Genomic DNA, 24,906 nt, shown 5'->3' with positions numbered 1-24,906 from the left:
AAGTTAATATCCCTATTATCTATTCAACAAATTTTAGCAAATTCCTTCTATAAGTTATTTAGAAAATTTATCGTTAAAGAGATTTTTGCCAAAAAACCCTTGAAAAGTGATCCTCCCATTCAAAGGTTTTTCTTAAACTATATATCTACAACTTCCTAACAGCAAAGTTATCCTGCAAAACTGCCCAATTTTGTGGGAATTCGCTTCCAAGCACCCAATAACTGGGTCCCCTAAGTCCATATTCCTTAATCGTATCGTATTTAGCCTGAACACTACGTGCATCCTCAAACCATACTTCGTGTTTTTGTCCAGTCTCGTCAACATAGGTAAAAAAAGGAGATTGATATGTTTCATCATATTGAATGGCCACACCATATTCTTCTGCCAACTGAACTGCTTCTTTTGGACTTACTGTTGTGGCAATCGTTCCTTCCACCCACGGAATCTCCCAATCACGTCCATATAAGGGAACTCCCATTAGAATTTTTTCACGAGGAATTACCGTTACCGCATAATCCAGCACCTCACGCACTTCATTAATTGGGGCAATCGCCCATGGTCTGCCACCGGCCCATCCCCATTCATAGGTCATTACAATGACAAAATCGACAATTTCCCCATGGGCAGCATAATCGTGAGCTTCATAAAGCAATCCCTCTTGATCAGCTGTATCCTTTGGTGCCAATGCTGTGGAGACCAGATACCCTGCTGGATGTAACCGTAACACTACACGTCGTAAAAAGTTATTATAATTCTCCCGGTCTTCTGGATAAACATATTCGAAATCAAAATTTACTCCTCTATAGCCCTTTAATTCCATTAAATCTAACAGATTAGTAATCAATGTATCTTGCAAACCTGGATTACGAAGGACATTGGCTACCACATCTGAATCAAATCCATCACCTGTAATGTTTGTCAGTACTAAAAGCTGGGCCACATTAGTCGCTCTTGCCGCCTCCAAAACTATTTGATCCTGTAATTCTGTGAGTGTTCCATCAGCTGTAATACTGTAGGTGAATGGTGAAAGATAGGTAAAGTATCTTCCTAAGGCTAGAGCTTCCTGTCCGCCCTGTTCATTTAACTGAGTAGTATAAGCGTTCACTTCAGCTACCGGCTTATCAGCGGTCGGAATACGTAACGTTTGACCAGGAAAAATTAACCCCGGATCTCCCAAATTATTTGTTTGAATGATTTCCTCAGCAGTTACATCATAGCGTTCGGCAATCGACCAGATGTATTCACCAGCTTTTACGATGTGAGGAAAATAAGGAAGCTCCAGCATTTGGCCAACATAAATTAGTGAAGGATTCGTGATATAATTAACCTTCGCCAGTTCCTGAACGGACACATCAAACATATTTGCAATCGCCCATAAATTGTCACCAGCATTAATAACGTATTCACGGTTCGGATCAGGGATAATAAGTGACTGCCCTACTACAAGTGTATTAGGATTATCCAATTGATTAAGTAATTCAATTTGATTTATTTCCGAACCATAGCTACGGGCTATCTGCCAAAGTGAATCACCACGTTCAACCACATGAATTTGCATTTGCTCTCCCCCAATTTGTTTGCATTACTACATATCATCGTATTCATCAGATGATTGTCCTAGTAACAAACTGGAGCGAAAACTAAGCATTTTCATGATTAACATAGTGATTACTTTTGTTTAACCTTTCGAATTACAAACCTGCTCTTAGGCATTGGCGGCATTCTCACCAAACTAAAGTTTAAATTTTGCTTCGGAACCTGATAATCAATTCGGTTCGCTAAAAAATCCAAGCTTACTTTCATACCTTCAATCGTTATCCACTCACCGGCACAGCGATGTCCAATATCGTATTCCCCTCCACCTTGTGGAATAAAATTAAACGGACTGCCTTGCCAACCCCTGAATCGCTCTGGTCTGAATTTTTCAGGCAGTTCCCATAAGTCCTGGTCATAATTCGTTCCATAAATATCAAGTAACACAAGGGTTCCATTCGTAAAATTATACCCATTCCAATTAAAATCACTTCGTACTTTCGCGCCTAAAAATGGACCAAATGGATAAAAGCGGCGGACCTCCTGTACAAACATGTGGCTGTATTCCTCACTATCTGTCTGCAATTTGGCTTTTGACTCGGGGTGATTATACAATGCTAATGCACTAAATGTTACATAACGAGCTATCGCTACTATTGGCCTTATAATGTTGAGTAATTCTACCGCTGCCATTTGTATGTCCATCAGTTTTCCATCTAAATTACTGTGCCATGCCATTGCATATAAAGCTGTATCCTCATGGGGCATTAACTGACCTTGACGAACCTGTTGAATAACCCCTCGAATCCATTTCTCAGACCTGTTACGTGCTTGTCTCCCTCGCCAATGTCTGGGTCCAAAGGCTCCAAAAGCATCTATCATTGCTGAAAGGTCAGTAGTCCGCTGTTGTAATTCTTTTGCCCACAATGGTACGCCAGCCCATTCACAAGCGATGCGACACATAATTTCCCTGGTAGCATCGAACAGCACCACTTCTTTTTTTTGCTCCCAGTTTTCAATAGCGATTTGCCACTGTTTACTAGTTATTTCGATAAAATCATCTATGCGCTCTGGTGTCATTAATGACATAAATAACTTTTTCCGATGTTTATGTCCCACTCCATCTAGTGTTTGCACACCGTTTTCTCCAAGCAATGTTTTTTGGATTCGCTTTGGCGCTGCCCCTTGTCGCCGGAATTTTTCATTATCATAGAATACCTCTGCCCCCTCTTTTCCACCTATACAAATTACTTTTTTGCCCCCCATCAAACGTGTCTCAAAAATATCTGATTGGAATCTGATCCGTCTATTTATAATATATCTATACCCTTCTAATAATAGGTCCAAGCTATTATCCAAGCCTTTTTCACGTGGAATTGCCATCAGCCTTTCTCCTCCCTTAACTTAGTCGTACCTATAGATGCTATTTTTCTTTAAATTATAAAATTTATTCACTTTGTAATTTTTAAGGTATAATTAAATTTGAGGTGATCATATGGCGCGCGAACGTAAATTTTCCGACAAGACATTATATAATGCTGCAAAGCATATACTTTTGAATAATGGCTATGAAGGGTTCACCTTTAGTCTGTTAGCAGATAAGTTGAAGGTGTCCAGAGGTGCATTATATAAGTATTATGAGAATAAAGAAGAGCTAATTATGGATTACATGATTTTTGAAATGAATCGATTTTTAGCTGAATTGAAAGAGATCGACAATTATGATCGGTTCGATTCACAATTTGATTTTTTGATTAGACTTATGTTTAAACACAATAAAATACATCAGGTACTTGGGTTTTCATACCAGATCACTGCAACCATCAGTAAAAATATAAAAGTAAAGAAAGTACATTTAGAAAAACTTCATCTGGAAATGTATTCCGTTCTTCAGAGCTTTATCCAGCAAGGTCGAAAAGAACAATTGTTAAATCCATCCATAAAAGATGAATTACTTTTAGGTTTTATTTTTCAATCGGTTGATATCCCTAATCATTCCGAAATTCCTCAAACGGAGTGGGTTAGATCTGTTAAAGAATTAATAAGTCATGGAATGTTCACAGATAAGTAATTGACGTTCATGTCTTATTGATTAATAATAAGAGTACTTCGCTATCGTTTTTTTTATTACCAAAAGTGACACAAGCGTTACTTTATTCTTTTTTTAAAAAAGGAGAAATAAAGCATGAAAACATTTATACACTATATTACAGATCGTGTTAGCACCAAAAAAGGAATGTGGATTACTGTTGGAGTTTGGCTCATTTTATCCATGTTATTAGCGGTGTTTGCACCCAGCGCAAAGGATTATGAGGTATCAAGTATTCAAACGCTACCTGACGACGCGCAATCTATTATTGCCAAAGAAAAGGTTGATAAATACTTTGAAGACAGTGACGGCACGCCTGCCTTACTGGTCTTTCAGGCAAGTGAAGGTGAAGTGAAACAATCTGAGCTTGGAGAGTTTTTATCAACTATCAAGGAAGAAGACATTAAAGGCGTAAAGGAAATCGTTCCACTAACTAAATTACCGCCTCAGGCAGCTGAAAGTTTCTTTTCTGATGATGGAACTACTGCATTAATACCGCTGACTTTTGATGGCTCCTTGGAAACTACGGAAATTAAATCATCATTAGATACGATCTATACGTTAACAGAGCAGAATACGGATATGAGTTTATATGTAACAGGGCCGGCAGGAATTGCCACAGATACAAATGACTTATTTTCCAGAGCGGATATTGTTCTTATTTTATCAACTGTTGGAATTATTTTAGTATTATTGGTTGTAATTTATCGTTCACCATTGCTTGCATTAATTCCATTATTAGCAACAGCATTTGTCTATGAAGTCGTCATGCAAACATTAGGTCTAATGGGGAAATCTGGATTAATCATGACTTCTCAGTCCCTTTCGATAATGACAATTCTCTTATTTGCAGCGGTTATCGATTATTCGTTATTTGTTTTCTCACGATACCGAGAGGAACTGAAGAGTTATGAGAATAAACAAGAAGCAATGAAACTGGCAATGCGAGGTACAGGTATACCTGTGTTTTACTCTGGGGCTACCGTTTTAGCCGCCATGCTAATCCTTTTCTTCGCTGAGTTTGGTGATTATAAAAACTTTGCACCAACCTTTGGTACAACAATCTTTATTGTCATGCTTGCTTCTGTCACACTTGTTCCAGCATTGTTTGCTATTTTTGGAAGAAAGTCTTTCTGGCCAGTAATTCCACGAGTTGGAGATTCACAAGTAAAATCAAGTTCCCTTTGGAGCAAGGTTGGTCGGTTTGTTACAAGAAAGCCAATTATTTCAGTCACAGCTATTAGTATCATTCTGCTTGTTTCAGCAGGTAATATTTTTAATATAGAATATGAGTTTAATACATTAAAGTCTTTCCCTGAAGATATGCCTTCCAGAGAAGGTTATGAGATTCTCGAAGAAAAGTTTCAGCCAGGTGACTTGGCACCAACGACTGTTCTATTTGAAACAGAGAACACTATTTCCGAGGACAGCAGGAGAGAATTAGCAGAAGACCTGACAGATCAGCCACTCGTGAATAATGTTCGAGTCAACGGTTCCGCTGACAATGAGTCAGTTATTTCCTACAGCATGACGTTTGCAAAAAATCCATATTCAGTAGAAACAATGGATGCATTAGAAGAAATCCGAAATGATTCAGAGCAAATTCTGGATGAAAGCAATCTTAGCGGCGAGCTGTATTTTGCAGGTGAAACTGCTTCGTCTGTAGATGATCGTTCCATCAACAACCGAGACCTGCTCGTAATTGTTCTGTTAGAAACACTTCTGATCTTTATCATGTTAATCTTCTTAACGAGATCAATTAAGATGCCTATTTACATGATGGGAACTATCTTAGTATCGTTTGTTGCAGCGTTAGGTTTAGGTGTCTTTCTAAGCAGTTTATTCTTTGATATAGGTACAATCAGCAACAGGGTTCCACTCTATTCCTTTGTGTTCCTAGTCGCATTGGGAATTGATTATAATATTATTCTTGTTTCGCGATTCATGGAGGAAAGAAAACATCATCCTGTCAAAAAAGCGGTAGAAATTGCTGTTGCCAATACAGGTGGCGTTATTTCATCTGCCGGGCTAATCTTAGCAGCCACTTTTGCCGTGCTGATGACACAGCCGATCCAATTATTATTTGTGTTCGGGTTTATCGTGGCCGTAGGAATTCTACTCGATACTTTCTTGATACGAGGTGTATTAATGCCAGGATTACTTGTTTTGTTTGAAAAAGATAAATCAGCTGAACCCGTTAAAGATAGCTCAAATTAGTAAAATGAACACCTATCATGTGGGATTTGCATGATTTAACGGAATGAGGATCCGGTTTACTGAATCGGCGGAATGAGGATCCACATCGACTAATTTTGATTTTAATTTACCCCACAGCCTTTTCAATTAAATGGATAATCCAATTGATCTTTGTTAGAATCAGCATAGGATAATCTGTCGAGGGGGAATCATAATGAAGATTGTATCAATTGAACCAACACCAAGCCCTTATTCTATGAAAATAAACGTGGACGAACAGTTAACTGATGGACAAACAGAAAATTATAAACTAAATGACGACGTTACCCATGCTCCTGATTATGTACAGGAACTGTTTACTGTAAACGGGGTCAAAGGCCTTTACCGTGTCATCGATTTTATCGCACTTGAACGCAATCCACGCGTTCCATGGGAGGAAATTTTGCCGGAAGTTCGTACCGTATTAGGATCATCTGAAGAGAATTCAGATAGTTTAACAAACGAAGCTGCTTCAAGTGATGAAAATTTTGGGGAAGTAAAAGTTTTTATCCAAAAATTCCGGTATATCCCTATGCAAGTGAAACTGGAAGAAGGGGATAATGAGCACCGCTTCGGACTTCCTGAACGGTTTATGAACGCCACAATGGAAGCATCTGTTGCATCTGAAAATATGTTAATGGAAAGAAAATGGGTAGAACAAAGCCCGCGTTATGGCGATGTGGAGGAAATTGGTCAAGAGGTTGTTGATGAAATAGAAGCAAGCTATGACCCTGAGCGTGTAGCAGAGCTAGTTAAACTCGCAAAAGCAGATGAAACAGCCAGTGATCAGAAGTCAGCTCCACGCAAGAAGGTTACGCTTAACATGCTTGATAAGCCAAACTGGAAGGATCGTTATGCCGCACTGGACAGGATGGATCCCATTGTTGATGATCTTCCTGTATTAGATAAAGCACTTGATGATGAGAAGGCATCTGTTCGTCGTCTTGCAACAGCATATTTGGGTATGATTGAAGAACGTGAAGTACTTCCATATTTGTATAAAGCACTCCAAGATAAAGCAGTAAACGTACGACGCACTGCAGGTGATTGTTTGTCAGACTTAGGATTCAAAGATGCAATCCCTGAAATGATCAAATCACTAACTGATAAAAGCCGCATTGTCCGTTGGCGTGCAGCTATGTATTTATATGAAGTTGGTGACGAAACTGCCATACCTGCATTAAAGCAAGCTCTGGAGGACCCGGAATTTGAAGTGCGTATGCAAGTTAAGATGGCTCTAGCCCGGATTGAAGACGGGGAAGAAGCCAAAGGGTCCATTTGGCACCAGATGACTCAGGCAACGAAACAGAAATAATCTAATTAAACAAAGGCCTGGCCGGTGAGAACCCACGTCCTGTGTTGTCACCGGCACTAGTATGTCCTATACATCGGAGCTGGCTGTTGATCACGGCCAGAAGAATGTACTACTACTGTCATGTTTTTTACCATCGACTACCACAGAATTTACCACTTGTTGCTACCGCATTTACCAATGGCATAACGCTTTGGAAGATAAAGGCATGCTAAATTATCATTGTTTAACTGATAAATTAGCCTTTCGCTATTCAACAATAGCATTAAAAAAGTTCATACACCAAGCATATTATTTTTCATTTAACATTGAATACTTTCGATAAGCCCGATAGAAACTGCTGCCAAAGAAAACAACCATAAGTACGGGAAGAGACCTCAAAAGGACAAATGGAGTTTCAAATAACAGTGCCTTCCAAAACAATGAACCTTTCATACTCCAAAGACCTTCAGTTAAATATAATCCCGAATCCTTGTAAATCGAATAAGAAAAAAACAAACACAGCATACCCAACCAAAATGAATACCCCATTAATCTTTTATAATAATTACCCTTTGATTGGCGGTCCGAGAAGATTTCAATTTGATCATCTTCTTCTTTTTGCCAATACTGTTTTCCACCCAGCCGGTACCCCACTATATGGGTCCAACCAAAATCTTCATATATCGCTTGGTATTCCTTGAACTTTTTCTTTGGTAAATAATCTTGATAATCAAGTCGCATAACATATCTATTGTCCGTTTTTTTGAAAGTGTATACCCCCAATCCACTAATATTTGTACAGCGATAGCCCTTTTGCAGTTGCTCGTTTAGCCATTGCTCTTCTTTTTCAATATCAAAAAATACCTTAAATATCTTCATTTGATTCACTTCCTTCATACAAGGATAAAATATGCAATAGCCTTTCCTGTTCCATTTTCAAAATGGCGCTTCCTTCTGTAGTTATCATATAAATTTTTCTCCGACCTGAATTTCCAACAGGTTCAATCCAACCATGTTTATTCAAGTTTTCAATCGCACCGTATAATGTACCAGCCGCTAAAATAACGGTACCATTACTTATTTTTTCTACCTTCTGCATTACGGCATAGCCGTGGAGTGGCTCACGTAGAGCTAATAAAATATAATGCATGGTTTCAGACAACGGCAATAATTTATGTTTCATAATCTCATCCTTTACTCAGTTTAACTATATAGTTTAACTTAATAATAATGTAATACAGTTCAACTGAATAGTCAACAGCATTTTTTAAGTTCATCGAAGGAACTTAAAGTAAAACCTTTAAAATAGGCAAAAATTTAATCTAAAAAAGTCGCTTTCCTTTACGTAGGGAAATCGACTTTTTATGTAATCTTATTCAATTAAATGGCCCTATTGCTGAAGACTAATCTTATTGAAAATCAATCAAATTTGTACCACAAGTATAACATTTTTGATTCCAAATACTATGTCACGGATGGTATATTTCATTGGTTGTCATTAGCTGTAGCTGATTCTGTAGTCCAGTTATCCACAGCGCTCAATATTAGGTTTCCTAAGAACCAATAAAACTGCCACCAGATTCCACATCTGATGGCAGCTTTAGCTTTATTAACTATAGTTCGGAACTGAATTCTTCCTCTGTAATTCATTAATTGCTTCACAAAGTAGCTCCTTATTAAAATCAGGAAAATAAGCATCTGAAAAGTACAGTTCTGACATGGAGGATTGCCATAACAGAAAATTACTTACTCTTTTCTCTCCTCCAGTGCGAATTACAAGTTCCGGGTCTGGCAGATCCTTTGTGTATAAATATTGCTGAATCATTTCTTCACTCACATTATCCCATGCTGTATGCTCGTTTTGGACCTCTTGAATTACTTTTCTGACCGCCTGGAGGATATCCGCTCTACCTCCATAATTAAACGCGAAGTTCACGATAAGCCCATCATTATTTTTTGTTTCTTCGACTGCCTTTACAAGTGCCTTCCTCGTTAGTTCTGGTAGATCTGCCATGTTTCCGGAAATTAGTATCTTTATATTTCTTTTCATAAATTCAGGCAACTTTTGATTAAAAAATTTTACCGGTAAGTGCATTAAGTAGCTAACTTCATGCTTTGGCCGTGACCAGTTTTCAGAAGAGAATGCATACAATGTAAGTATTTTAATATTTAATTCTATGCTGGCATCAATAATTTTTTCCATTGTCTTTGCACCTGCAAAATGACCTTCACTCCGGCTGAGCCCTCTTGCTTTACCCCACCGGCCATTACCATCCATCATAATGGCGACATGTTTTGGTACATATGAATTCATCTGCTCTCCTCCTTAAGTTCAAGTTCCTGCAGCTTTTGTGTTACCTCTTGCTTCATGAAGTTGAAGGATTGCCATGAGCCTTCAGACCGTCTCTCTGCCCACTCTATTCGGTTAGCCAGAACATTTTCCAATTGCGGATATTCTGGATTTTTTTCATATAATTCAATTAACCCATTCACACCAGTGTAGGATAACGAATTCAAATAGTGTATATCTATTTTTTCAGTACGTTCATAGCGTTCCAGGTTGTTATCGACAATGATTTTTTCAATATGGATAACATTTAACCCTGTATAAAACAATAACCCTACAATTAAGTAAAAATGAAGTAATGATAAGCGTTCGACCCACACTTTAATTAGCGTGTAAGCAAAAATTACGATCAAAAATACCATAAATGCATGTGCAAGAATCCGGTCCAATGTAAATCCATATGCCGCTTCATACATACTTAAACGTTGGTACGCGGAGGCAAGCATAACACAGCTTACTCCGATTAGCAGTGAATACATAATTTTAATGGTTATCTTCAATGATTTACGTTTTTCATCTATTAGTTTTAAACAACTTATTAATATCGTCCAGTTAATTAAAGTAACAATCATCAGCTCAAAAAACCCTCGCCTTGCATATTCGGCAAATGTTAAGCCCTCCTGTAACCCATTACTGAAAAAGTACTTAAATTGAATCGCTGCAAATAGAACGTACACAGAATTAAGTAGAACCAGAATAGTTATTGCTGTAACACTGTTCCATCGTACATTCCATTCTTCTGTATCATAATCAGATGCTTTTGGATTCGGCCGTCCCTGCAGAACCTGAAAGACACCAAAGAATACAAAGGTCAAAACGATTACAATTACAAAACGAAAGGCTCCTTCCAGAAAATTAAGCTGTACGATATAGCGCGGGAAGCGTAACACGATATCCTGAAACACAGCATCAGCCGACATTAACAGCCCCGTTATAAGCAAAAGCAGCGGAAGCCCAATTATTACCCCGATTAAAATCCGCTTCACCGTTTGTGCTGTTTGTTCATCCATATTCTTAAACACTCTTCTAAACCCTTTATTGCAAAAAGATGAGCTGTATTTGATCCCCTCACCAAGTTTATTTGTCAGTAAAGTCACGAATACTGGTGTACTCCACCTCAATTTATTTGGGCTTGTTATTAAGACAATATGGAAAAAGACTAACACCGGTATAATAAAACTATTAAGGCTATAGAAAAGGAAATTATCGTACAACAGATAACTTGCAGCCAACAGCCAGATAGCCACCATGACAAGCAGGCCAATCCTTCGATGGGTAAATGTAAGACGAAAGCGAAGAAACACAACAGCATATAATCCAGCGATAAACACCAGATAGGAAACCCCTATACTTCCATGAAAAAAACTAAGCTCCGCCAGAATCCCCAACCCTAAGCAAACAAGCAAAAACAACCAATCTTTTTGTTGAACTTTAATATCCATAATACCCCACCAATACAATGTTATTCTATATACATCGAAATTCTATGTACATAGGTAAAAAAATATATATCTTATCAGGACTGACTCCACAAAAGACCATCAGCCCATTTATACAGATACTTTCTTTCCCCACCGATAACCAACCATACTGACGGGATAAAGAAATGCAGTAAAAACAATACACACTACAATAAACCGAAAACTTAAAAGCGGCTGAAACCATGTGTACGGAATAATTTTAAAAATGATTAAGTACATCAGTAATATGTTTGGCACAATTGAAAAAAGAAACGTTTTTTGCATTAATCTGTATCCACCATGACCAAATTCTTTTCCTATTTCATAGCCTATAAGTCCCCAGAACATTATGTATAACAGCATAATAATAAAAGGTATATTTATCAGGTTTTCCCAAATTAATTCCGCCCAGTTCCAATGAAAAATATTGTAGCTGAGAGTGAGCAGAGCCCCGCCAATAAATATCCCAGCATTAATGATGACAAATAACCATTGTGTTCTTTTGGGCGTAATTATTGTCTCTTGCTTCCATATTTGAGCTATTTCCTGAGGTGTCCCCAACCTTTTAACCAATTCACTATATAGATTTTGATCATCAATGGACTCTTCCTGCAGCATTTCAAATACATGCATTTCATAATCTGCCAGGATCTCCTGCTTATCGGGGTGATTCCCGATTTCCTCAGATAACTCCAGGAAGAACCTTTGATCTTTTAACGTCACGATTCATTTCTCCGAATCAGGTTGTTCATTACCTGAACGTAACGGTGCCATTCATTCGTTCGTTCATCAAGAATTTCCTTGCCTTGGGACGTAATACAATAATATTTACGGGCCGGGCCCTTTTCCCGATTTTCCCAGTAATAATCAATGTATTCCTGCTTCTCCAACTTATGAAGCGCAGGATATAACGTTCCCTCTTTTATTTGGAAATGATGGTCACTTCGCATGGCCATCTCTTTAACCAGCTCATAACCATACATGTCTCGTTCATTCAACAATTGCAGAACAAGCAGGGACGTACTCCCTTTCACAAGCTCACGATTAAACATGTCTTTTCACCTACCTAGAATTATTAGGTATCTATACTATATAAAATTAATCTTTATTTGTAAAGGCGAACAGGTTATTTTTTTCAAATACGCCTTAGGGCTTATTATAAAATATTACTCAGGACGCTTATCATGGTTGAACCTAATCTTTAAAATTACCTTATATAAAACGATGAGGAGTATTTCATGATAAATAATAAAAAGATCTATATGCTATTAACAGACACTGGCACACTATTTACAAGAATGATAAAGCTATACACAAAGAAACCATTTAATCATGCATCAATAGCTTTAGATGAGAATCTGATGGGAGTCTATAGTTTTGGAAGAACAAGTCGAAGAAACCCTTTTTTCGGTGGGTTTGTTAAAGAAAATATTTCGGAGGAGTTGTTCACGAATGCCAAGTGTGCCATTTATTGCTGTACAGTCAATGACTATCAGATCAATAAAATGAATGCCTATATACAAAAAATAGAATCTCAAAAAGAAATCTATCGTTACAACCTGTTAGGGTTAGTTGCCATTATGCTAAATAAGAAGTTTAACAGAGAAAATGCCTTCTTTTGCTCGGAGTTTGTCGCTTCCGTGTTAATGGAATCTGACAACTTTAATTTCGAGAAACCACTATCCTTAATAACCCCCCATGATTTGCAGAAGGAACCTGCCTTTCAGTTAGTATATCAAGGGAAACTTGCTGATTATACCAAGCCGGGATCAGATTCTATCGCCTAAAAAACTACCATCCAATTCAAAAATATGGATGGCAGTTCTTAATCTAAATTTTAGCTTATAAGTGCGGTTAATTGGCCATCTCTCTCTTCCTGTTCACTTTTTGAAGCCAAATCATACTTTTTAAAAAGATGGAATAATTCGTTTAGTGTTTCCTGCGAACGGTCCTCATCCAAAAAGTGATACAATTTTTCGGTTAAATCCTCTGGCAGGAATTCTTCTTGATTCTTCAGCTTCTTTACAACAGATTCCTGTGAATGATCGATATTACATACTCCCACTTAAATCACCCTCCGTTCGAATTATATTGACTCTCCTTCCAAGGTATCTAATTAGCTAGGATAAATCAACTTGAGGATAATTCGACAAATACTGGGTAGTGACAGGCTCCGATTCTTGACTTCTTTATGTTATATACTTTATAATTATCTTTAATTCAGAATAAACTACCGGAGAGAGATGGTATTATGAATAGGAATTTATCATTAAACGCTTTTGTAGTATTGATGCGGGCTTCAAAATCAGTTGAGGAGCGTATTAAGAAAGATATAAAAAGTTATGGTGTCAGCATCACTGAATTTACAATTTTGGAAGCTTTGTATCATAAAGGTGACCTAACTGTAAATCAGATTTGTGATGCAGTACTGATAAATAGTGGTTCCATGACTTACGTAATTGACAAGCTACAGCAGCGAGGTCTGTTGGAACGGATTACCAGTGAAGAAGACAGAAGAGTTATTCATGTTCGAATAACGAATCAGGGAAAAAAACTGATGGATGATATCTTCCCACAACATGAGAAGGTAATAGAGAAGGTTTTTGAAGATGTAAGTCCTGAAGAACTGGAATCAGTTATCGATATTCTAAAAAGAATAGGCTTAGAAAGTGTGAAGAAAAAATAAGCTGAAATCGAAAGGAGAAATATAATGAAACATATATTCCAAAAAGGAAATGACCAATCGAAACCAACACTACTACTACTGCATGGCACTGGAGGGACTGAACAGGACCTGCTTCCGCTAGCAGGAGAGGTTGACAAGGATGCCAATGTGTTAAGTGTACGCGGAAATGTTTCTGAAAATGGTATGCCACGCTTCTTTAAAAGATTGGCTGAAGGTGTATTTGATGAAGAGGACTTAATCGCTCGTACAAAAGAATTAAATGAATTTCTCGATGAAGCAGCAGAAGAAAATGATTTTGACCGAAACAATATAATCGCGATTGGATATTCAAATGGCGCAAATATTGCAGCAAGCTTATTATTCCATTATCAGGATTCGTTAAAAAGCGCTATTCTTCATCATCCAATGGTTCCAAGACGAGGAATTGACTTGCCAGATCTTTCTGGAAAAAATGTATTTATCGGCGCAGGGACAAATGATCCAATCTGTCCGGCACAGGAGTCAGAGGACCTTAAGTCATTATTTGAAAATGCCGGTGCAAGTGTTGAACTCCATTGGGAAAAAAATGGTCACCAGTTAGCATACAGTGAAGTAGAAGCAGCAAGTAAATGGTATCAAAATATATAAAAAAGAAACCGTTCTGCACGTATATGGCAGAACGGTTTTTTAATGGCTCTATTCTTAGGTTTATACATTTCGCTTTCCGCCCGTAGCGAATCCGGATGGCGAGACGAGAGTTTATAGAGGTTATTCCAGCAGTTAGTTCGCAGTTTATATCAATTACGTGTTAGATTCACCTATTGATAATGAACGTTCTAAACAACCTACCCTGTTATTATTCGTCTTTAATGTAGAGAATTTTAGTTTTGTCCCAGCCTCTTTTGTTTGCTAATTAAACTGTTATTATCTTGCTGAAATATATGCTAATTCGTATGATACTTCTATTGTTATTAGCATCTACTACTTCAAAACTGAATCCGTTAATTTAAGAAAACAGCCTTATTAATTTAGGATCAATTGTATTGTATTCCCAGATGGATCTTGTGTTATATAATGATCTGATTCTTGCTTCACATCAGCTCCAACCTGCTTTAATTGGCTAATTGTTTCTTCCCTGACTTTTTCATTTGGATAAACAAGTGTAAACCAATTCATTCCTGCACTGTTCCTGGATGGAGCTTTAGCACCTTCCCCGTTCCATACATTTAATCCAATATGGTGATGGTAATCACCGGTCGATGTAAAAAGTGCACCAGGATAAGTTGTAACAATATCGAATCCAAGGCCATTCTTGTAAAATTTCTCTGTTTCAGCCAAATTAGCTACATGCAAGTGAATATGCCCCATTACGGTTTCATTAGGCAAACCATTCCACTCTTTCTTACTTTCTGCAAGCAGACTTTCCCCATCTAAAGGTTCGGTAGCCATCGCAACCTTCCCATCTGACCAACTCCATTCAGATGAAGGCCGATCACGATATACTTCAATACCATTTCCGTCTGGATCATTAAGATAAAGTGCTTCACTAACATAATGATCAGAGGCCCCCAGGCGTGTTCCTGTCTGAACGATATGATTTAAGAACGAAGAAAGATCCGCGCGACTTGGTAAAAGAATCGCAAAGTGAAATAATCCAGTTTTCCTATCCTCTTTTGGCACAACGTCAGCTGGCTGTTCTAATGTTAACAAAGGCGTTTTTCCATCTGCTGTTAACACCGCTTTACTTTCTGTTTGATCTAGTACATTGAATCCGATAATATTTTGATAAAAAGTAAGTGCTTTTTCCAGATTTGTAACATTTATATTAACCTCACCAACATATATGGTTGGCTCCTCGAAGAATTTCTTTTCCATATTATTTGTTCCTTTCCATTACGTTTTATAATTACTATTAAACACTAAGTTACTTTATGTAAGTGATTATATATAATAAATCCGTTTATGTCAACCTCGCCTTTAACTATTGACGTTAAACGCATAACACTTTATCCCTCTATTCATTTTTCGTATACTTTTAATAAGCAAATCCCAACTGAACTGAAAAGGGTGAGGGTCTATGATTGTAAGAGAACATAGAAATGAATTTGTCATGATTGAACAGGAGCATCATGCCTACCTATCAGGTGAAATTGCTGCAAACCTTAAAGAATCACTGATTCCTGAAAAAGAATTCAGGGAGTCTGTTGAATATGCTATTTATAAACATGATGATGGCTGGAAGTTGTTAGACAAACAGCCTTTTTGGAATGACCAAAAACAAGCACCGTTTACATTTGTCGATTTTCCTGTTCTGCCTAAGACTGTATTTTATAAGCATGGTATTGAGGAAGTTGAAAAGGTTGATAGCTATGCAGGACTTTTATGCAGTAAACATTATTCCCGTTTTCTCCTTGATGATACTTCCAAAGAAGCTCAAGTTTTTGTACAACAAGAAGAAGAACGCCAGAAGCGGATTATCCAATCCTTAACAGATTTTGATCAGGATGCATTTAACTTCCATTATGGCTTGCTTCAGCTTTGTGATAATTTGTCTTTATATATTTGCTTGAATGAACCTGGTACTCCAAAAGAAAAAGAACATCCTTTTTTTCAGAAAGGAATTCCTGTTTCCTCCTCTATTGACGTGTTTAACCGCGAAAAATTAAACTTTCGCTGGGTGGATGAGAATACCATTTTAACGGATAAACTTCTTTTTGACAGGCCATTAACGATTACGTTACAGCAAGAAGTCGTCAACAAGAACTCCATCTCAAAAAAAGGATTAATTGAAAGTTATCACGAGGCACCCACCCAACAGGTTAATGTTAAGTTAGTACGTGATACGAATTAGTAAAGGAGCTGCCAGAACAGCTCCTTTATAATCACTCAGATTCCTGTCTAGCCGGACTCTGACCATCACTTTCCGAGTCCATATACAATCTTCTGCTTGGTATAGCAATGGTAACTCCTTCGTTCTCAAGAATCTCCAGTATTTTAAAGTTTAATTCTTCTCGTACGTTTAAATAGTTTCCCCAGTCAGTAGTTTTTGTAAAGAAATATAACAAAATATCTAATCCATATTCTTTATATTGATCAAGGGAAACAAAAATAGTTTCCTGATGAATTTCGGAGTGTTTTTTAAGTAAATCCTCAATTTGATTGACAACTGTCTCAATTTTTTCGCGAGGATTATCGTAAGTCACCCTTAAATAAAACATTATTTGCCGTTTATTCATTTGACTCCAGTTCGTAATTGATTCATTTGCTAATGTTGCGTTAGGAACTGTGACAAGTGCATCAGCAAAGGTCCTTACTAATGTGCTGCGGAATGTAATATCTTCAACGACACCTTCAACACTATCTGTCTTAATCCAATGTCCGATTGTAAAGGGCTTTTCTGTAATAATAACAATTCCGCCAAATAAATTGCTGATAGCATCCTTTGCTGCCAGGGCAAAGGCTAGTCCTCCTAAACCAAGTCCAGCAACGAAACCACTTACATTATACCCAAACTCCTGAGCAATCACACTAATGCTGATTGCTACAATAATAAACCGCAGCGCCTTCGATAGAAACGGAATCAGTATATCGTCAATATCAATATCAAATCTCTCTTCAATCTTGAAAAAAAGCAGCGATGATGAAGCGGAGAGATTATACAACCCCCAACTTACCATGAAGATAACAAAAGACCTTATGATGTTCTGGAATAATGGATTCGCCTGTTCCAAATAAGGAAAGTAATCAACGGCTACATATATCCCTATAATAATAAACAACCATCGAACCGGCTTTTCAAACGCTATAAATATGTATGAAAAGAAATCATTCGGTGCTTTCTTACTCAACTTTAAAAGAAGCTTGAATACATACTTTGCGAAAATCTTCCTAAAGATTAAAAACAATAAAATAATACCAATTGAGATTGCAATATCTTCTACTACTTCATATGAAAAAAACAGTTCCCAAGACCATGTCATAACAAAACCCCGCCTCCTTTACCATTCCTATAATAACATAGCAGCTTTCCATTCATCGAAGTATTAAATAACCAACCACTAGTAATCTTGTGGTTGGTGTGTTAAATATCGCAGCCGATATGCATTCATTGAAGTCTCCCCTAGGGTATCAAGCAGGTTGTGATTGGCGTAAGCCCCAACTATTGCACCAAACCCCGGGACCAGTTGAAGCATTTTGACTAAATCAATATAATCCCGATATTCCTGCTGGAAAACCCGCCAGTCCATATCAGCTAGCTTTCCCTTTTCTGCTTCCCAATTCTCGATAATATGTAAAGTTTCTTTTCGTTTATCATCACTTGAAAAGGCAAGCTGGAAAACATGAAGTATGAACAAACGCTCCTCGTATTCATCTGTATCGTAACCATAAACAGCAGCAGCTTCAAACAAGAACTTCATTTTAATCGATAAAAGTAATGGGAAATCAGCAAGTCCCAGAAAAATGCCACCTGCACCTGTTCCTGCCCCCTCAATAACCGCTGTTTTTCGATAAGAGGTGAGCTTTTCCTGAAGGATCTCATCCCTCTTATAAAGACTCATTCCAGCTGGCTGTTTTTTCTTTGTTGTAATATTTGAACCGACTAAGGTTGCCTTAACCATATTTTTAATACTATCTGTTATGATTTTATGGGCCCGCTCTGGGATCAACCCATTAACTTTTGTTTGTGCTTTTTTTGATAGTTGATTTATCAGACCTGACTGTTTCAAGACTTTTTTCCGCCACGTTTGCAGATCTTCATAAACCTTCAATTCATAGTCTGTCATTTTCAAAACCTTCCTTATTCAACCTATAGTAAAGTATACGTTTTTTTGATGAAAAGGATTCAGTATATGTGATCCCCTATAGGAAAAAGGTCTACATTTTTCTAATTTACTTTTAATACGAAATTAATTTACGTTATGATATTAAGGTTGCTTCCCAATTAATCAAAGGAGAGAGAAATAATGAATGGAATTAGTCACGCTACAATTGGAAGTGGAATCGGCCTTGCAGTAGGGATTTTCTCAAGCGCTGACTATGTAACAATAGGATCCTTAACATTAGCTGGCGTTGTAGCTGCACTTGTGCCAGACCTGGATACAGGGGGGAATTTAGCCAAAAAGATCTCATTTTCGCATAAACTATTACAGAACGTAATGATCTTAACTGGCATTATAATGATGATCTATTCTTGGGTTAATGGTATAGGAGTTGAGAAGCTAATTGGTGTTGGGATTGGCTTTACCGTAATTATGATTTCCAAAATGGTTTCGCAAAAAATGATGCTTTTATTAACTGGTCTAGGTGCAGTTTCATTGGGAATTATGCTCAGCACATTGTGGATAACGCTTAGCGGTACCTATGTCGCTGCAGCTTCTTTATTACCTCATCGTTCATATACACATTCTTTAATAGGTCTTTCCTTTTTCAGCTATATCGCTCATTTATTTTCGTTAAGTGTACCTGTTGAAAATATATTTATTGTTTGTGTTTTAGGTTATATCAGTCATCTAATTGCGGATATGAAGCTCATTCCCACAAATAAACGTGGTATCCCCTTATTATTACCATTTCCTTTGAAGTTCTGAAAAAGGCTGTTTTCTAAAAAGTTTGTTCCTATTGATACAAGCACCGATGCGACATTATCGTGATTTTCTTTGATATTTGATTAGATGAATGCTAATCCATGCTGCGGAGAAATACTCGATTGATGAGTGACCTTTTCATGGCATTGGAACTAAATTTGAGTCCTCATAACCCTGATGAGTGCCCTTTTCATGGCATTTGAACTAATTTCGAGTCCTCATAACCCTCATGAGTGACCTTTTCTCGCTGTTTGAACAGATTTCGGGTTCTCATTACTCTCATGACCTTTTTATAAAACAAAAGATAAATAAGAAAGCGCCTATACATTTACTGTACAGGCGCTTTTACGAAATTTGTGGCGAAAGACCATGTGTTCACATCCACATGAATTGCGTTGTCCTTCGTCTTACACAAATCAGCTCATCGCAAATTCAAGTGTATCATTATTACCGATACTAGTCACTATTAAATTATATAAATCAACTCTCAATATCTCGCTTATTGTATCCAATAAACCCAACAATTAACAGACTGATGGCGATTATAGTCAGGATGATAACCGGCATAATGCTCATATCTTCTATCGGAAGTTGCGGAATATGACCAAATGGAGAAAGATTTCCGACCCACTCCGGGAATTGGAATATCCCTCCTAAATAAAGAACGATAAATGAATAAAATACGTATAACCAAATGAAACTAATCCACTTTGGTGCAAAGCCAATAAGTAACATCGCAATACCTATTACTACTAACATCGCCGGGAAATATACGATAGCTGCTCCGTAAACCATCCCTAAGCTAAGCCCTTCCTCCATAACAGCTTTTCCAGCACCCCAGAGACCTAGTGCAGAAAGAGAAATCATAACAAATGCATTCACAACTGAAATGACCAAATAACTAGCCATAAGTCGTGTTCGTGAAACGGCCCTGCCAAGTAAGTGCTCAATACGGCCTTTCTTTTCTTCACCATAAAGCTTATTCATTGCCATCACAGGAGGAACCGTTGACAGCAGTGCCATAATAATCATTAGCTTGGGTATAAACTGTTCCGTTACAGAAAAGCCCTCCTTAGTGGCTAACATTTTTTCCAGCATCTCATTTCCTTCAAAAAATGATTCCAAATCGCCGAAAATAGATCCATAAGAAAGGCCCATTAAGAGCATGCCAATCGCCCAGGAAATTGTTCCAGTTCGCTGCAGTCTAAAGGCATGACCTATAGGACTTTGCAGAAGCGTCACAGCATATTTTCTGCCAGGCCTCGATGGCAAAAAGCCAGCTTCTAAATCACGGATAGCATTTAAATAGTTTGCTAGAATAAATAGAATGATAGATGTTCCAATCAACAACAGAATCGGCCACCAATTATTCGAGGAGTATGCCTCAGTCGAAGTGACCCATCCTAAAGGTGAGAAGCCTGACAACGTTTCGTTGCTCACATCACCAATAGCACGCACAAGATAGGCAATTATCAGCACTGTTATTGAAAATCCAATTGTCCCACGAGAACTTTCCGAAAGCTGTGCGAACAAACCCGTAACTCCTGCAAAGAAAATACCGGTTGCACCTAATGCAGCACCATATAGTAAAGATCCCTCTAACCCCATACTTTCTATACCTAGCGCGTACAGTCCCAATCCAGTTATTAAAGCCAACACAACATTCGTTACACTTAAAACAAGCAACGTTGCATTTAAATTAGAAAGACGTCCAACTGGCAGGGAACGAATCATTTCAATACGTCCATCTTCTTCATTGGCTCGGGTATGGCGGGTTACAAGCAGGATACTCATAAGCCCAACAACTAATGCCGTCATAAGCAGCATCTGGTGTGTATTCATGGCCCCAAGTGTATAGTTCACTAAGTTACCAGGACCTACCATCGCTGTCATCGCAGGATTCATCATTGTTTCGGCCATAACATCTCTATCCTCTTGAGAAGGGTATAAACTAGCGAAAGCCGGCGGTACGATTAGTGTAAAAAAAGATATTCCGATTAGCCATAAAGGTATACGGAAGCGATCCAGCCTTACAATTAACTGCGAAAGTCGCCCGGTTTTATTATACAGATTACCAGCCATTAGGATACACCACCTGCTCCCGTCTCTGTTTGCCCCTCTCCCTCATAATGACGCATAAACAAATCTTCTAATGTTGGTGGTGCACTTTCCAGTCTCACAACGCCAAATTGACTGACATGCTTAATTACAGCATCTAACTCTTCCGAATCTACCTGGAATGAAAAAGCTTCATCTTTTTCTTCAATATCATGAACACCTTTTAAATCGTTTAACAATGTTATTGGTTGCTTCGTTTCGACAAGTAAATTCGTGCGTGTTAAATGACGTAACTCACTTAGTGAGCCCGTTTCAATAATCTTACCCTGACGAATGATGCCAACCCTGTCACATAACTTTTCCACTTCAGATAAAATATGACTCGAAAGCAGGACACTCTTGCCTTCTTTTTTAATATCCATTACACATTCCTGAAAAACCTGTTCCATCAATGGATCAAGTCCTGATGTCGGCTCATCCAGAATATAAAGATCCGCTTCTGACGAAAATGCAGCAACTAATGCAACCTTTTGACGGTTTCCTTTTGAGTATGTTCTGCATTTCTTTGATGGATCTAAGTCGAACTTTTTGATCAGTTCTTCGCGTTTACTCTTATTATTACCGCCACGCAATTTCACAAAAAGATCGATAACTTCTCCGCCTGTTAAGTTCGGCCACAAGTTCACATCGCCCGGAACATACGCAATACGTTTATGAATTTCAACAGCGTCTGCCCATGCATCCTTGCCAAAGACCTTAGCCTCGCCTTCCGTTGCCTTTAAAATACCTAGCAATACGCGAATGGTGGTTGACTTCCCCGAACCGTTTGGACCAATAAAGCCGTAAACTTCTCCTTCATTTACGTCAATGTTAATGCCATCCAATGCTGTGAATTTGCCAAACTTTTTTGTTAGATTAGTTACTTTCAATAAGCTCATATAAAATCCCCCTCTATTTATAAAAACTTGTTTTTAAAATATCCAGATATTCATAAAACTCATCCCAGTATGGATCTAAATTAATTGAAGACATTTTTCGTCCAGCAAGTTGGGCTGATATTTCGTTCTGGTAGCCCTCAATTGACCAGCGAACTAGCTTGAACGCTTTATCAACATCAATATCATCCCGGAATAACGTATTATCAATGTTGTCATAGATCTTTGAGTTTCCCAGTTTTTGTAACTCCTGAATCTTCTTTAACTGGTCAGCTGATACTTCTCCTTCACTGGTTAACAGCAGAGTCCCCAGAAAATTAAAGGTATCGGGATTATCAGATCGAGCTTTTGTTTTAACTCGGGCTGCCTGCTTCATTCGTTCAATAAAATCAGGTTCAGTTGTATCAATGAGGGTTAGATATTCATTTTTTACAATGTCTAATGTGTAATCTGTCAAATAGTGATATAGTGCTTTTTTATTTTTAAAATAATAAAATAGCATTCCCTTACCAATTCCGGCGCTATTTACTATTCGGTTTGTTGAGGCCTTTTCATATCCATTCTCAGCAAATTCTTTTAGTGCAGCATTGATAATTCGTTGTTGTTTATCATTATCGAGGTTTTCAAATTTTTTCGTAATATCCAACCCCCTCCTTTGCGTTAGTTTATTCCTAATTCATACAAAATAGACCATGTCGGTCGACTTCAGATTAACACGTTAGACCACCTTGGTCAATAAAATTCTGACAAAATTGAAGATTATAGATAACGGCATACTAATCATTTATGTTACGATGGAAAATGCTATGTATTCTAGCATTAGGGGGGAACTGATGGGGACGATGTTTCAGGTAGTCATACCGATTTTTGCTATCATTTTATGTGGATTCTTAGCTGGAAGGCTTTCCTTATTACCAACTCATGGTACATCATCTTTGAACTATTTCGTGTATTACTTTGCACTCCCAGCGTTACTATTTTTCTCGTTATCTACTGCACCCATTGAGCAAATCACGAATACAAATTTTATTATTATAAATTTAGTTATTACTTTAATTTGCTTTGTCGTGACCGTAGCTATATTTAAATTTATCTTTAAAAAGAAGTTCCCTGAGGTGACGATGTATGGCATGATTACCACTTACGGAAACACAGGATTTCTCGGTATCCCTTTATTAATTGCTGCGTTTGGACAAGAAGCTGCAATACCAGCCGCAATCGCAACATTTATATACGACCTAACAGTTATTACACTTATTATCGTTTTCTTTGAAGCAGCAAAAGCGATAAATACCAAGAATGGTAGAAAGGTGAAAATCGTTCCTATGTTTGGGTCTATCGTAAAGCCTATTCTGTTAAATCCAATTAACGCCTCATTAGTATTTGGGATTATCGTAGCCTTTTTAGAAATCCCACTGCCTGAATCTTTCTATGTATTCACAGAGGTACTTGGTCCTGCTGCAGGTCCCACTGCTTTATTTGCTCTGGGTCTGGGTCTGTCAGGTGAACGAAGCATATTAAAAAATAAAGAGTACAATGTATCTGAATTTATCACGCTATTAAGCTTGAAATTAATATTTTTGCCTTTACTGGCTATTTTTTTCGTTTATATTGTTTTTCCAATCGACGACAATTTATGGGCAACTACGATTATTATTCTTTCGGCTTTACCAACTGGGGCAATTGTATACGTCTTTGCAGAAAAATATAATACTTTGGTTAAGCAAGTACCGTTATACATACTCGCTACCACTCTGATTTCAATTATCACAATCTCGATATTCCTTATTTTAATTGTTGGATAGAACGTTCTTCCGCTCAAGCAGTAAAGGGAAATTAAATAAATAACATCGTTAGCGGACACCTATATATCCGCTAACTTTTATTTTGTAATATAATCTGATGGGCAATCTATGCCATTATTCAACAATGTCCTGCAACGCTTCCATATCAATGAGTTTAATTTTTCGCTGACCCGTTTGCTTAATCCAGCCTTTTTCTTCAAAACTGGTTAATCGGCGACTAAGCGTTTCCTGTGTACTTCCTATATAAGAAGCGAGGTCCTTCTTACTCATTGGCAAAATAATTTCAGATGCAGCCCCTGAATTCGTCTTTTTCTCTACCTGTTCCATTAAATAAGATGCCAGCCGCTTCTCAACATCCTGCGAGCTTAACCGTTCAATTGACTTTTCAGCATCCTTCAGCCGCTTGCTGCTTTCTGCAAGAATTTTAAAGGAGATTGTCGGCTTTTCGACAAGAAATTCCTGTAAATCATTTTTATGAATAGCACAAATCTCTGTCCGTTCGACGGTTTCTGCGTAACTAGTCAGCAATTCATCCGTAAAGACAGATAATTCTCCCATAAAATCTCCCGGATTTAATATTCGGATCAATTGTTCTTTCCCCGACTCGGATAGGTTATAAATTTTAACTTTTCCCCGATGCACAATATATAAATATTCGGACGGATCTCCAGCCTGAAAAATAATTTCCTTTTTTTCATATGTTTTACTTCTGCTTGTTTTGGCCACATCAACCTGCTCTGAATGATCAAGATGGTTAAAAATCGGCACCAATGAAACACAAAGTTTTTTGGCAGACTCATTATGTTCAAAACTATCGCCCTTCATTTTTTCCGCCTCCGCAACAATTCAAAATAATTTCTCTAACTACATTATAACAGAGGACGTTAAATAAAGAGCAGT

At 37.7% G+C, this 24,906-nt stretch carries 25 protein-coding genes; 9 read left to right on the top strand and 16 right to left on the bottom strand.

What is annotated here, in order from left to right:
• Positions 1 to 145: 145 nt before the first annotated feature.
• Complete coding sequence (locus tag BMY13_RS14395) at positions 146 to 1,558, bottom strand: LysM peptidoglycan-binding domain-containing protein (RefSeq protein WP_092505404.1); 1,413 nt, start codon at positions 1,556 to 1,558, stop codon at positions 146 to 148.
• A gap of 110 nt (positions 1,559 to 1,668) precedes the next feature.
• Positions 1,669 to 2,916: a CYP152 family fatty-acid peroxygenase CypC gene (gene cypC, locus BMY13_RS14390; protein ID WP_092505402.1), complete on the bottom strand. Its 1,248-nt coding sequence runs from the start codon at positions 2,914 to 2,916 to the stop codon at positions 1,669 to 1,671.
• A 112-nt stretch (positions 2,917 to 3,028) separates the two neighbouring features.
• Here cypC and BMY13_RS14385 point away from each other — a divergent pair, with 112 nt between their 5' ends.
• The 3 genes from BMY13_RS14385 to BMY13_RS14375 all read left to right on the top strand — a co-directional run bounded on the left by BMY13_RS14385 (position 3,029) and on the right by BMY13_RS14375 (position 7,172).
• Complete coding sequence (locus tag BMY13_RS14385) at positions 3,029 to 3,604, top strand: TetR/AcrR family transcriptional regulator (RefSeq protein WP_092494042.1); 576 nt, start codon at positions 3,029 to 3,031, stop codon at positions 3,602 to 3,604.
• Positions 3,605 to 3,718: 114 nt separating this feature from the next.
• Entirely contained in the window at positions 3,719 to 5,839 is a 2,121-nt protein-coding gene (locus BMY13_RS14380; RefSeq protein WP_092505400.1) for an MMPL family transporter, read from the top strand.
• Between the two features lie 193 nt (positions 5,840 to 6,032).
• Entirely contained in the window at positions 6,033 to 7,172 is a 1,140-nt protein-coding gene (locus BMY13_RS14375; RefSeq protein WP_092494040.1) for a conserved virulence factor C family protein, read from the top strand.
• A gap of 288 nt (positions 7,173 to 7,460) precedes the next feature.
• On the opposite strand, the gene BMY13_RS14370 is transcribed toward BMY13_RS14375, so the two are convergent.
• The 6 genes from BMY13_RS14370 to BMY13_RS14345 all read right to left on the bottom strand — a co-directional run bounded on the left by BMY13_RS14370 (position 7,461) and on the right by BMY13_RS14345 (position 12,010).
• Positions 7,461 to 8,030 carry a DUF2812 domain-containing protein gene (locus BMY13_RS14370; protein WP_092505398.1) on the bottom strand — a complete coding sequence of 190 codons (570 nt, stop codon included), beginning with the start codon at positions 8,028 to 8,030 and terminating at the stop codon, positions 7,461 to 7,463.
• The gene (locus BMY13_RS14365; protein ID WP_092494038.1) at positions 8,017 to 8,334 is read right to left on the bottom strand and encodes a PadR family transcriptional regulator; all 318 of its coding nucleotides are present in this window, start codon (positions 8,332 to 8,334) and stop codon (positions 8,017 to 8,019) included. Before BMY13_RS14365 ends, BMY13_RS14370 begins: the two co-directional genes overlap by 14 nt.
• A gap of 426 nt (positions 8,335 to 8,760) precedes the next feature.
• Positions 8,761 to 9,465: an undecaprenyl pyrophosphate synthase gene (locus BMY13_RS14360; RefSeq protein WP_092505395.1), complete on the bottom strand. Its 705-nt coding sequence runs from the start codon at positions 9,463 to 9,465 to the stop codon at positions 8,761 to 8,763.
• Positions 9,462 to 10,940, bottom strand: coding sequence for a DUF4153 domain-containing protein (locus BMY13_RS14355; protein ID WP_092494036.1), 1,479 nt, complete (start codon positions 10,938 to 10,940; stop codon positions 9,462 to 9,464). Before BMY13_RS14355 ends, BMY13_RS14360 begins: the two co-directional genes overlap by 4 nt.
• 108 nt (positions 10,941 to 11,048) lie before the next feature.
• A complete protein-coding gene (locus BMY13_RS14350; RefSeq protein ID WP_092505393.1) occupies positions 11,049 to 11,681 on the bottom strand; it encodes an HAAS signaling domain-containing protein in 633 nt (210 codons plus the stop codon).
• Entirely contained in the window at positions 11,678 to 12,010 is a 333-nt protein-coding gene (locus tag BMY13_RS14345) for a PadR family transcriptional regulator (RefSeq protein WP_092494034.1), read from the bottom strand. The genes BMY13_RS14350 and BMY13_RS14345 overlap by 4 nt, the downstream gene beginning before the upstream one ends.
• Positions 12,011 to 12,196: 186 nt before the next feature.
• Here BMY13_RS14345 and BMY13_RS14340 point away from each other — a divergent pair, with 186 nt between their 5' ends.
• Complete coding sequence (locus BMY13_RS14340; RefSeq protein WP_245736115.1) at positions 12,197 to 12,745, top strand: hypothetical protein; 549 nt, start codon at positions 12,197 to 12,199, stop codon at positions 12,743 to 12,745.
• Positions 12,746 to 12,795: 50 nt separating this feature from the next.
• Here the strand turns inward: BMY13_RS14340 and BMY13_RS14335 are convergent, their stop codons facing one another.
• Entirely contained in the window at positions 12,796 to 13,023 is a 228-nt protein-coding gene (locus BMY13_RS14335) for a group-specific protein (RefSeq protein WP_092505391.1), read from the bottom strand.
• Positions 13,024 to 13,209: 186 nt separating this feature from the next.
• Here BMY13_RS14335 and BMY13_RS14330 point away from each other — a divergent pair, with 186 nt between their 5' ends.
• Positions 13,210 to 13,644, top strand: coding sequence for a MarR family winged helix-turn-helix transcriptional regulator (locus tag BMY13_RS14330; RefSeq protein ID WP_092494031.1), 435 nt, complete (start codon positions 13,210 to 13,212; stop codon positions 13,642 to 13,644).
• Positions 13,645 to 13,668: 24 nt separating this feature from the next.
• Positions 13,669 to 14,271 carry an alpha/beta hydrolase gene (locus BMY13_RS14325; RefSeq protein ID WP_092494030.1) on the top strand — a complete coding sequence of 201 codons (603 nt, stop codon included), beginning with the start codon at positions 13,669 to 13,671 and terminating at the stop codon, positions 14,269 to 14,271.
• 375 nt (positions 14,272 to 14,646) lie between these two features.
• Here BMY13_RS14325 and BMY13_RS14320 read toward each other — a convergent pair whose 3' ends face one another.
• Entirely contained in the window at positions 14,647 to 15,498 is an 852-nt protein-coding gene (locus tag BMY13_RS14320; protein WP_092505389.1) for a VOC family protein, read from the bottom strand.
• A gap of 202 nt (positions 15,499 to 15,700) precedes the next feature.
• Here BMY13_RS14320 and BMY13_RS14315 point away from each other — a divergent pair, with 202 nt between their 5' ends.
• On the top strand, positions 15,701 to 16,474 hold the full coding sequence (locus tag BMY13_RS14315; RefSeq protein WP_092505387.1) for a DUF3891 family protein: 774 nt from the start codon (positions 15,701 to 15,703) through the stop codon (positions 16,472 to 16,474).
• A gap of 31 nt (positions 16,475 to 16,505) precedes the next feature.
• Here the strand turns inward: BMY13_RS14315 and BMY13_RS14310 are convergent, their stop codons facing one another.
• On the bottom strand, positions 16,506 to 17,603 hold the full coding sequence (locus BMY13_RS14310) for a mechanosensitive ion channel family protein (RefSeq protein WP_092505385.1): 1,098 nt from the start codon (positions 17,601 to 17,603) through the stop codon (positions 16,506 to 16,508).
• A gap of 78 nt (positions 17,604 to 17,681) precedes the next feature.
• Positions 17,682 to 18,407, bottom strand: coding sequence for an EcsC family protein (locus BMY13_RS14305; RefSeq protein ID WP_092505383.1), 726 nt, complete (start codon positions 18,405 to 18,407; stop codon positions 17,682 to 17,684).
• A 180-nt stretch (positions 18,408 to 18,587) separates the two neighbouring features.
• On the opposite strand from BMY13_RS14305, the gene BMY13_RS14300 reads away from it, so the two are divergent.
• Positions 18,588 to 19,211, top strand: coding sequence for a metal-dependent hydrolase (locus tag BMY13_RS14300; protein ID WP_092505381.1), 624 nt, complete (start codon positions 18,588 to 18,590; stop codon positions 19,209 to 19,211).
• Positions 19,212 to 19,688: 477 nt separating this feature from the next.
• Here BMY13_RS14300 and BMY13_RS14295 read toward each other — a convergent pair whose 3' ends face one another.
• The 3 genes from BMY13_RS14295 to BMY13_RS14285 are packed head-to-tail and all read right to left on the bottom strand — an operon-like array spanning position 19,689 to position 22,847.
• Positions 19,689 to 21,290, bottom strand: coding sequence for an ABC transporter permease (locus BMY13_RS14295; RefSeq protein WP_092505379.1), 1,602 nt, complete (start codon positions 21,288 to 21,290; stop codon positions 19,689 to 19,691).
• Positions 21,290 to 22,204 (bottom strand): ABC transporter ATP-binding protein, encoded by a 915-nt coding sequence (locus BMY13_RS14290; protein ID WP_092505377.1) that lies wholly within the window; start codon positions 22,202 to 22,204, stop codon positions 21,290 to 21,292. The genes BMY13_RS14295 and BMY13_RS14290 overlap by 1 nt, the downstream gene beginning before the upstream one ends.
• Before the next feature lie 13 nt (positions 22,205 to 22,217).
• Positions 22,218 to 22,847: a TetR/AcrR family transcriptional regulator gene (locus BMY13_RS14285; protein WP_342729177.1), complete on the bottom strand. Its 630-nt coding sequence runs from the start codon at positions 22,845 to 22,847 to the stop codon at positions 22,218 to 22,220.
• Positions 22,848 to 23,034: 187 nt separating this feature from the next.
• Here BMY13_RS14285 and BMY13_RS14280 point away from each other — a divergent pair, with 187 nt between their 5' ends.
• Positions 23,035 to 24,006, top strand: coding sequence for an AEC family transporter (locus tag BMY13_RS14280; protein ID WP_175476820.1), 972 nt, complete (start codon positions 23,035 to 23,037; stop codon positions 24,004 to 24,006).
• Positions 24,007 to 24,120: 114 nt separating this feature from the next.
• Here the strand turns inward: BMY13_RS14280 and BMY13_RS14275 are convergent, their stop codons facing one another.
• Entirely contained in the window at positions 24,121 to 24,831 is a 711-nt protein-coding gene (locus tag BMY13_RS14275; RefSeq protein ID WP_092505373.1) for a Crp/Fnr family transcriptional regulator, read from the bottom strand.
• Positions 24,832 to 24,906 lie beyond the last annotated feature (75 nt).

It is taken from the genome of Virgibacillus subterraneus (assembly GCF_900110695.1).
GTDB classification, from domain to species: domain Bacteria; phylum Bacillota; class Bacilli; order Bacillales; family Amphibacillaceae; genus Lentibacillus; species Lentibacillus subterraneus.
This window is presented reverse-complemented; position numbering and strand designations above follow the sequence as displayed.